The sequence below is a fragment of the Micrococcus sp. LASM2_SD2 genome, assembly GCF_057364565.1.
This window is the reverse complement of record NZ_JBNFOB010000098.1, coordinates 1-7,865: the sequence shown is the minus strand read 5'-3', so window position 1 is coordinate 7,865 and position 7,865 is coordinate 1. Positions and strand designations below refer to the sequence as shown.

Sequence of the window (7,865 nt, the reverse complement as noted above, 5' to 3'; positions counted from 1 at the left end):
GCGCCGCGCGCGACCGCCGCCGCGCCGTCCGCGTCCACCACAGGCATCCTGCCCCACGAGGTACGGGCCGAGCCGGGCGTGGGGATCACCTCCCCGGCCTGCAGGGCGAGCCCCTCCTCCCGCCAGGCGGCCAGGCCGCCGTCCAGCACGAGGGAGGAGCGGATGCCGGCGTGGCGCAGCAGCCACCAGGCGCGGGCGGCGGAGGTGCCACCGCAGTCGTCGTAGACCACCACGGTGTCGCCAGCGTCCACGCCCCAGCGCTGCACGGTCTCGGCGAAGGCCTCCGCGGACGGCAACGGGTGGCGGCCGTCCCGCGGATCGCCGTGGCCGGCCAGGTCCTCGTCCATGGAGACGTAGACGGCGCCGGGCAGGTGGCCGCGCAGGTAGGCCTCATGGTCCGCGCCGCCGGCGGGGACGGACCAGCGCACGTCCAGCAGCACGATGTCCTGGGTCCCCAGGGGGCTGTCCAGCGGGGCGAAGGCCTCCGGAGCCGGGGTGCGGGGGCGGGGGCGGGGCGGTCCGCGGGGATCTCGCGGTGCAGCCAGGCGGCGAGCGTCTCCACGCTCACCAGCGTGGGCGGGCCCGCGGGGGCCGCGGAGGCGGGCTCGGTGACGGAATGCTCTCGGCTCTGGCTGTCCACGCGTTCCACTCTAGCCGCGGGGCAGGCCTGAGACAGCTCCTGTGGACGCCCCCGGCACCGCCGGATTGCTAGGCTGACCGGGAAGGACCGGGTGGACCGCGCACGGCGTTCCGACGCGCATCCGCCGGTCCCCCGACGCACCGATGTGAGCCGCAGGAGGCAGACACCGTGACCACCACCGGGCCCGAGGGCACCGCACCCCGCGGACGCACCACCCGTCAGAAGGTGGCGGTGGATCGCGCCCTGGAGGAGCTCGACGACTTCGTCTCCGCCCAGCAGCTCCACCAGCACCTCAAGGACGCCGGGGACCGCGTCTCCCTGGCCACCGTCTACCGCACCCTCCAGCAGCAGCTGGACGAGGGCCGCGTGGACGTGCTGCGCCGGGAGGACGGCGAGTCCGTGTACCGCAGGTGCGCCGCGGACGAGCACCACCACCACCTGGTGTGCCGCAGCTGCTGGAAGACGGTGGAGATCACCGCGCCGGACGTGGAGGACTGGGCCCAGCAGATCGCCCGCGAGCACGGCTTCTCCGAGCCGGCCCACACCGTGGAGATCAGCGGGATCTGCCAGGAGTGCTCCGCGGCCTGACTCAGGCCCGCGGGCCCTCCGTCTCCCCCGGCTCGTCCCAGAACGCGCCCTGCGGGGTGTGCAGCATGCCGATGCCGTACACCGCCTCCAGGTTCGCGCGCGTCAGCGCCTCGTTCGGCGGGCCGGAGGCCACCACGCGGCCGTTCATCAGCACCACGTGGTGCGCGGCGAAGGCCTCGTCCAGGTCATGGGTGGTGAACACCACGGAGACGCCGCGGCCGGGCTCCTCGTGGATCAGCTCGTCGATGGTCTGCGCGGAGACCAGGTCCAGGCCCGTGAGCGGCTCGTCCAGCATCAGCACGTCATGCTCCTGGGCCAGACCCTGCGCCACGTAGACGCGCTGGCGCTGGCCGCCGGAGAGCTCGGAAAGGTGACGGCGGGCCAGATCCGTGATCTTCATGCGCTCCATGGCCTCGTCCACGCGGGCCCGGTCCTCGCGCTTCAGGCGACCGAACCATCCGGTGCCGGCATAGGTGCCCATGGTGACCACGTCCTTCACCGTCAACGGGATGCCCTGCGGCACCTGCACGGACTGCATTACGAAGGACACCTTCCGCGCATGCTCCTCGGCGGACTGGCCGTGCACCGTGACGGTGCCCTGGGTCGGCTTCAGCACACCTGCCAGGGCCTGCAGCAGCGTGGACTTGCCGGAGCCGTTGGGGCCGATCACGGCCACCACTCCCCCGGCCGGCAACGTGAAGTCCGAGGCCCGCACGGCCAGGTGCTCGCCGTGGCGCAGCTCCACCCCGTGGCCGCAGGCCAGCTCGCCCGTGGGCTCGGGGAGCCGGTGGGCGTCGCCGGTCGGATGGGCGTGTCCGGTCGCGTTCCCGGACACAGGCGCGGAGTCGTGTGCGGCGCTCATGCGGTGGGCTCCTTCACGGTCGGTTCGAGCTGCGGCGAGAGCACGGCGTCCCCGGCCGCACGTCGCCCGGTGCCGCGCTCGGCATCCCGTCCCGCCCCGCGTCCGGCCCGGCGCCCACGCACCAGGCGCAGCACGGACTGCACGGCCAGCACCACGAAGAACAGCACGATCGGCACCAGGGCCATGGTGGCGGAGGCTGCGGTGTCCCAGTGGAAGGACAGGATCAGGCCCAGCGTGACGGAGACGGCGCCGAGCACCATCGCCGTGAACATCATGGCCGGGACGGTCCGGGTCACCAGGGCGGCGGTGGCCGGCGGGCCGACGAGCAGGCCGAACACCAGGACGGTGCCCACGGCCTGGAAGGAGCCGATCACGGCCGCGCCGATCATCACCAGCAGCAGCACGTGGGTCAGCTGCGGGCGCATGCCCAGCGAGCGGGCCTTGGCCTCGGAGAAGCTCAGGGTCAGCAGCGGCCGGTAGAGCAGCAGCGCCAGCAGCACCACGGCGGCGGCGATCATGCCCTGGACCTTCAGGTGCTCGGTGCTGACGCCGAGGGCGTCGCCGAACAGGATGGAGGTGAGTGAGCCCGTGTAGGAGTCGGACATGGAGATGATCACCACGCCGAGCGCCATCATGCCCACGAACAGCAGGCCGATGGCCGTGTCCTCCTTCAAGGAGGTGGCCCGGTGCACCAGGGAGATGCCGGCGAGCATCACCACGGCCGCGACCGCAGCGCCCAGGTAGACGTTGCCGCCGAGCAGCACGGCGGTCGCGATGCCCGGCATCACGCCGTGCACGAAGGCGTCGCCGAAGAAGCTCATGCCGCGCAGCACCAGCCAGGTGCCCACCACGGAGCACATGACGGCCGCGATCAGCCCGCCCATCAGGGCGCGCTGCTGGAAGCCCAGTTCGAAGGGCATGGTCAGCCACTCCATAGGCGGCCTCCTCTCGGTCCGGTGTGCAGGTGCGTCACTCGCCCAGCTCGGCGGCGAGCTGCTCGGCGTTGTAGACCATGGCGTCCGCGTAGGTGGACGCCTCCGAGCCGGCGGGCCCGATGCCACCCTCGTAGAGCTCGATCACCGGGATGCCGCCGCCGTCCCGGGACAGGGACTCGACCTCGGCCATCGGGGTGCCGGCGGAGGTCAGCAGCGCGTCGGCACCGTTGTCCTGCAGGGTCGTGGTCAGCTCGGCCAGGGCCTGGGAGGAAGGCTTGCCGTCCGTGGAGCCGCCGGGGACCACCACGCCGGAGACCTCGAAGTCGTAGGCCTCGGCAAAGTAGCCGTAGGCGTCGTGGTCCGTCATGAGGGTGCGACGGTCCTCCGGGACGGACTCGAGGATGCCGCGGACCTGCTCGTCGGTCTTCATCAGCTCGTCGTGCACCTGCTGCCCGCACTCGCCGTACTTCTCGTCCCCGGTCTTCTCCTGCAGGGTCTCTCCGATGAAGGTCGCGGCCTTCGCCATGCGAGCCACGTCCAGCCAGAAGTGGGGGTCCTCGGAGCCGTGGTCATGCCCCTCGTGGCCGGCCTTGTCCCCGTGGTCATGCCCCTCGTGGCCGGAGCCGGCGCCGAACGGGATCGGGTCGACCTCCGGGGCCACCTCCACGACCTGTGCCCCGTCCGCCTCGGCGTTGCGCAGGGCAGAGCCCATGCCGCCCTCCAGGCCCAGCCCGTTGGTGAAGACCAGGCCGGAGCGCGCCATCTCGGCCACCTGCTGGGAGGAGGCGGAGAAGTCGTGCGGGTCGTCGCCCGGGCCCATCACGGCCAGGCCCTGCGCGCCGTTGCACTGCGCGATCTCGTCCAGCACTGATCCGAGCTGGGTGGTGGTCGCCACCGCCACGGCCTCCTTCTCGCCGCCGCCCTCGGATCCGTCGCCGGCCTCGTCCGAGCCGCCGCCGCATGCGGTCAGGGCCAGGGCGGAGGCGGACAGCAGGGCGGCGAGCGCCAGGCGGGGACGAGCGGAGGACACAGACATGCGCACGAACCTTTCCGTGACGGGGTTCCGGGCACGCCGACGGCACCCGGACAGAATGAAAATCGTTCGCAACGATAGCACTCCGGGCCTGTGACCCACCTCCGTGGAGGCAGGGCACAGGCCCGGACATGGCGGATCTCTCGCCGCCGGCGGCGGCGTTCAGGCGAGAGTCCCGACGACGGCCGCCCACCTTCTCGAGGCGACGCGGCCGTCGTCGTGGGTCACCCTCAGGAGGGGTGGACCCGGCGGGTGGACTGGGTGGCGTCGTGGATCTCGCCGACGAGCTCCTCGAGGACGTCCTCGAGGAACAGGACGCCGACGGTCACGCCGCCCTCGTCGATCACACGCGCCAGGTGCGAGCCGGTGCGCTGCATCAGGGCCAGCGCGTCCTCGATCTCGTCCACGGCGCGGACGTTGGCCAGCGAGCGGATCTTCGTCACCGGCATCGGCATGCGGTGACCGCTCGGCGGGACGGTGAGCACGTCCTTCAGATGCAGGTAGCCGGAGAGGCCACCGTCGCCGTCGTCCACCGCGAAGCGCGAGTAGCCGATGCGGCCGACGTTCCACTCGAAGGTCTCCGGGGAGATGTCCTCCGGCACAGTGACGACCTTCTCGATCGGCACCATCACGTCCCCGGCCGTGTTGTCCGAGAACTCGAGCGCCGAGTGCAGCACGCCGGACTCGTCCTCCAGGGTGCCGGACTTCGTGGACTCGGCCACGATCGACTGGACCTCCTCCAGCGTGAAGCTGGAGGCCACCTCGTCCTTGGGCTCCACGCCCAGGGCGCGCAGCGCGAGGTTCGCGGTGTGGTTGAGGACCCAGATGATCGGGGTGAGGACCTTGGACAGCCACACCAGGGGCGTGGCCAGCAGCATGACAGCCCTGTCCGCGAAGGACACGGCGGCGTTCTTCGGGACCATCTCGCCGAGGGTCACATGCAGGAAGGTCACGATCAGCAGCGCCAGCACGAACGCGGTGACGTTCGCGACGCCGGCCGGGAGGCCGAGGGCCTCCATCGGCACCACCATCAGGTGGTGCAGGGCCGGCTCGGACACGTTGAGGATCAGCAGGGAGCACACGGTGATGCCGAGCTGACAGACCGCGAGCATCGCCGAGACGTGCTCCATCGCGTAGAGGGCGACCTTCGCCTGACGGGAGCCCGCGTCGGCCTTCGGCTCGATCTGCGAGCGGCGGGCGCCCATGACCGCGAACTCGCCGCCCACGAAGAACGCGTTGGCGATCAGCAGGACCACGAGCCAGATCAGGCCCATCACGTCGTCGCTCATGCGGTCACCTCCCCGTCACGGGCGGGCGCCGGCTCGAAGCGGACGCGCTCGATGCGGCGTCCCTCCATGCGCTCCACCGAGATGGACCCGCCGTCGATCTCGACGACGTCTCCCACCTGGGCGATGCGGCCCAGGCGGGCCATGATGAAGCCGCCGATCGTCTCGTAGGCGCCGTCCTCCGGCACCTCGAGCGCGGCGATCTGCGCGTGCGCCTCGTCCGGGCGCAGCTCCGCCGGGAAGTACCAGCGGCCGGAGGCGGTCTGCAGCACGCCCGGGGTCACCCGGTCGTGCTCGTCCGCCACCTCGCCGACGATCTCCTCGACGACGTCCTCCAGGGTCACCATGCCGGCCGTGCCCCCGTACTCGTCCAGCACCACGGCCACCTGCAGCGGCGCCTCGCGCAGCTCGGTGAGCAGCTGGTCCAGGTGTACCGTCTCCGGCACCTGGATGGCGTCCGTCATCACCGAGCCGGCGGTGAGGCCCTCGCGCCGCTCCAGCGGGATCGCCACGGCCTTCTTCACGTGCAGCACGCCGCGGATGTCGTCCGAGGACTCCCCGATCACCGGGAAGCGGGAGTAGCCGGTGGTGCGGGCCAGCTCCAGGACGGCGGTGATGGAGTCGTCCGCGCCGATGGTCTCCATCCGGATGCGCGGGGTCATCACGTCCGCCGCCGTGCGGTCGGCGAAGCGCAGGGTCCGGTCCAGGAAGGTCGCCGTGCGCTCGTCCAGGGTGCCCATCTGCGCCGAGCGGCGGACCAGGGAGGACAGCTCCTCGGGGCTGCGGGCGCCGGAGATCTCCTCCTTCGCCTCCAGGCCTATGCGGTGCAGGACCTTGTTGGAGAAGCCGTTCAGCACGATGATCGCCGGCTTGAAGACCGTGGTGAACACCAGCTGCGGACGGGCGAGCATGCGGCCCAGCCGCATCGGCTCCGCGATGGCGAGGTTCTTGGGGATGAGCTCGCCGATCAGCATGGACAGCAGGGTCGCAATCACCATGGCGATGACCAGGGACGTGGTGCGCACGGCGGCCTCGGGGACCCCGAGGTCGGCCAGCGGCTCGTCGATCAGCGCACCGATCGCCGGGTCCATGACGTAGCCGGTGAGCAGGGTCGTCAGGGTGATGCCGAGCTGACAGGCGGAGAGCTGGGTGGACAGGGACTTGAGGCAGCGCAGCAGCGGTTCGGCGCCCTTGTCTCCGTCGTCCACCATGCGATGCACGGTGGGGACGTCGATCGCGATCATCGAGAACTCGACGGCCACGAAGAAGCCGGTGCCGAGGATCAGGAGCATGCCGAGGGCCAGGAGGATCCACTCCATGGTCAGCATCCCCTCCTCTCGGGGACGCCGGCCGTCATGGCGATGCGGGGTGCGTCAGACGCGCTGGGACTGGAGGGCTCCGATCCGGCCGCGTCGGGCACGCCGACGAGGCGGGTGGGCGCAACAGAACAGTGTTGGTCCATAGTGCGAACGAGTATACGGGTCCGGCCCAGACTCAACCGCTTTCATACCGCGCCGACGCGTGCGCGTCGCGCGTGTGCGTGCGAGGCGGTCCCCGCCCTGCACAGGGCCGCGGGGGCAGCCGCGGCCCACGGATCACCAGGAGGCGGAGACCGGACGGCCCTCCTCGTAGCCGGCGGCCGACTGCACGCCCACCACAGCTCGCTCGCGGAACTCCGCCAGCGTGGTGGCGCCGGCGTAGGTCAGCGAGGAGCGGACGCCGGAGGTGATCGAGTCCAGCAGGTCCTCCACCGAGGGGCGCTGGGGGTCGATGTACATGCGCGAGGAGGAGATGCCCTCCTCGAACATGGCCTTGCGCGCCTGGCTGAACGCGTCGTCGTTCCGGGTGCGGTGCTGCACGGCCCGGGCGGAGGCCATGCCGAAGCTCTCCTTGTACCGGCGCCCGTCCGCCTGGATCACCACGTCACCCGGGGACTCCACCGTCCCGGCGAACCAGGACCCGATCATCACCTGGCTCGCCCCGGCCGCCAGCGCGAGGGCGACGTCCCTCGGGTGCTTCACGCCGCCGTCCGCCCACACGTGCGCGCCGAGCTCGCGGGCCGCCTCGGCGCACTCGAGCACGGCGGAGAACTGCGGGCGACCGACCGCGGTCATCATGCGCGTGGTGCACATGGCGCCCGGGCCCACGCCCACCTTGAGGATGTCCGCGCCGGCGGAGACCAGGTCGCGCACGCCGTCCGCCGTCACCACGTTGCCGGCCACCACGGGCACGCCGTCCACCTCGGCGCGGACCGCGTCCAGGGCCCGCAGCATCGCCTCCTGGTGGCCGTGCGCGGTGTCCACCACGAGCACGTCCACCCCGGCGTCCACGAGGTCCCGGGCCTTCTGCCGCACCGGCCCGTTGATCCCCACCGCGGCGCCCACGCGGAGGCGACCCTGCCCGTCGAGGGCGGGGGCGAACACGGTCGAGCGGACGGCCCCGCGGTCGGTGAGGACGCCCACCAGACGGCCGTGGCCGTCGTCGTCCTCCCCCGGCTCCACGACCGGGGCGAGCCGGACGC

Annotated in this window: 8 protein-coding genes; 1 reads left to right on the top strand and 7 read right to left on the bottom strand. The window is 71.9% G+C overall.

The window, feature by feature from the left end:
- The coding region (locus AC2W7A_RS06795) for a sulfurtransferase (protein ID WP_485990691.1) at positions 1–440 on the bottom strand (440 nt) is incomplete at its 3' end.
- Positions 441–808: 368 nt separating this feature from the next.
- Here AC2W7A_RS06795 and AC2W7A_RS06790 point away from each other — a divergent pair.
- Complete coding sequence (locus AC2W7A_RS06790; RefSeq protein ID WP_485990690.1) at positions 809–1,228, top strand: Fur family transcriptional regulator; 420 nt, start codon at positions 809–811, stop codon at positions 1,226–1,228.
- Between the two features lies 1 nt (position 1,229).
- Here AC2W7A_RS06790 and AC2W7A_RS06785 read toward each other — a convergent pair whose 3' ends face one another.
- The 6 genes from AC2W7A_RS06785 to AC2W7A_RS06760 all read right to left on the bottom strand — a co-directional run.
- Positions 1,230–2,090 (bottom strand): metal ABC transporter ATP-binding protein, encoded by an 861-nt coding sequence (locus AC2W7A_RS06785; RefSeq protein WP_485990689.1) that lies wholly within the window; start codon positions 2,088–2,090, stop codon positions 1,230–1,232.
- Positions 2,087–3,025 (bottom strand): metal ABC transporter permease, encoded by a 939-nt coding sequence (locus AC2W7A_RS06780; RefSeq protein ID WP_485990688.1) that lies wholly within the window; start codon positions 3,023–3,025, stop codon positions 2,087–2,089. The genes AC2W7A_RS06785 and AC2W7A_RS06780 overlap by 4 nt, the downstream gene beginning before the upstream one ends.
- 34 nt (positions 3,026–3,059) lie before the next feature.
- On the bottom strand, positions 3,060–4,061 hold the full coding sequence (locus AC2W7A_RS06775) for a metal ABC transporter substrate-binding protein (protein ID WP_485990687.1): 1,002 nt from the start codon (positions 4,059–4,061) through the stop codon (positions 3,060–3,062).
- 227 nt (positions 4,062–4,288) lie between these two features.
- Complete coding sequence (locus AC2W7A_RS06770; RefSeq protein ID WP_485990686.1) at positions 4,289–5,347, bottom strand: hemolysin family protein; 1,059 nt, start codon at positions 5,345–5,347, stop codon at positions 4,289–4,291.
- Complete coding sequence (locus AC2W7A_RS06765) at positions 5,344–6,663, bottom strand: hemolysin family protein (protein WP_485990692.1); 1,320 nt, start codon at positions 6,661–6,663, stop codon at positions 5,344–5,346. Before AC2W7A_RS06765 ends, AC2W7A_RS06770 begins: the two co-directional genes overlap by 4 nt.
- A 276-nt stretch (positions 6,664–6,939) precedes the next feature.
- Positions 6,940–7,865, bottom strand: a 926-nt coding sequence (locus AC2W7A_RS06760; RefSeq protein ID WP_485990685.1) for a GuaB1 family IMP dehydrogenase-related protein, incomplete at its 5' end; no start/stop codon positions are given.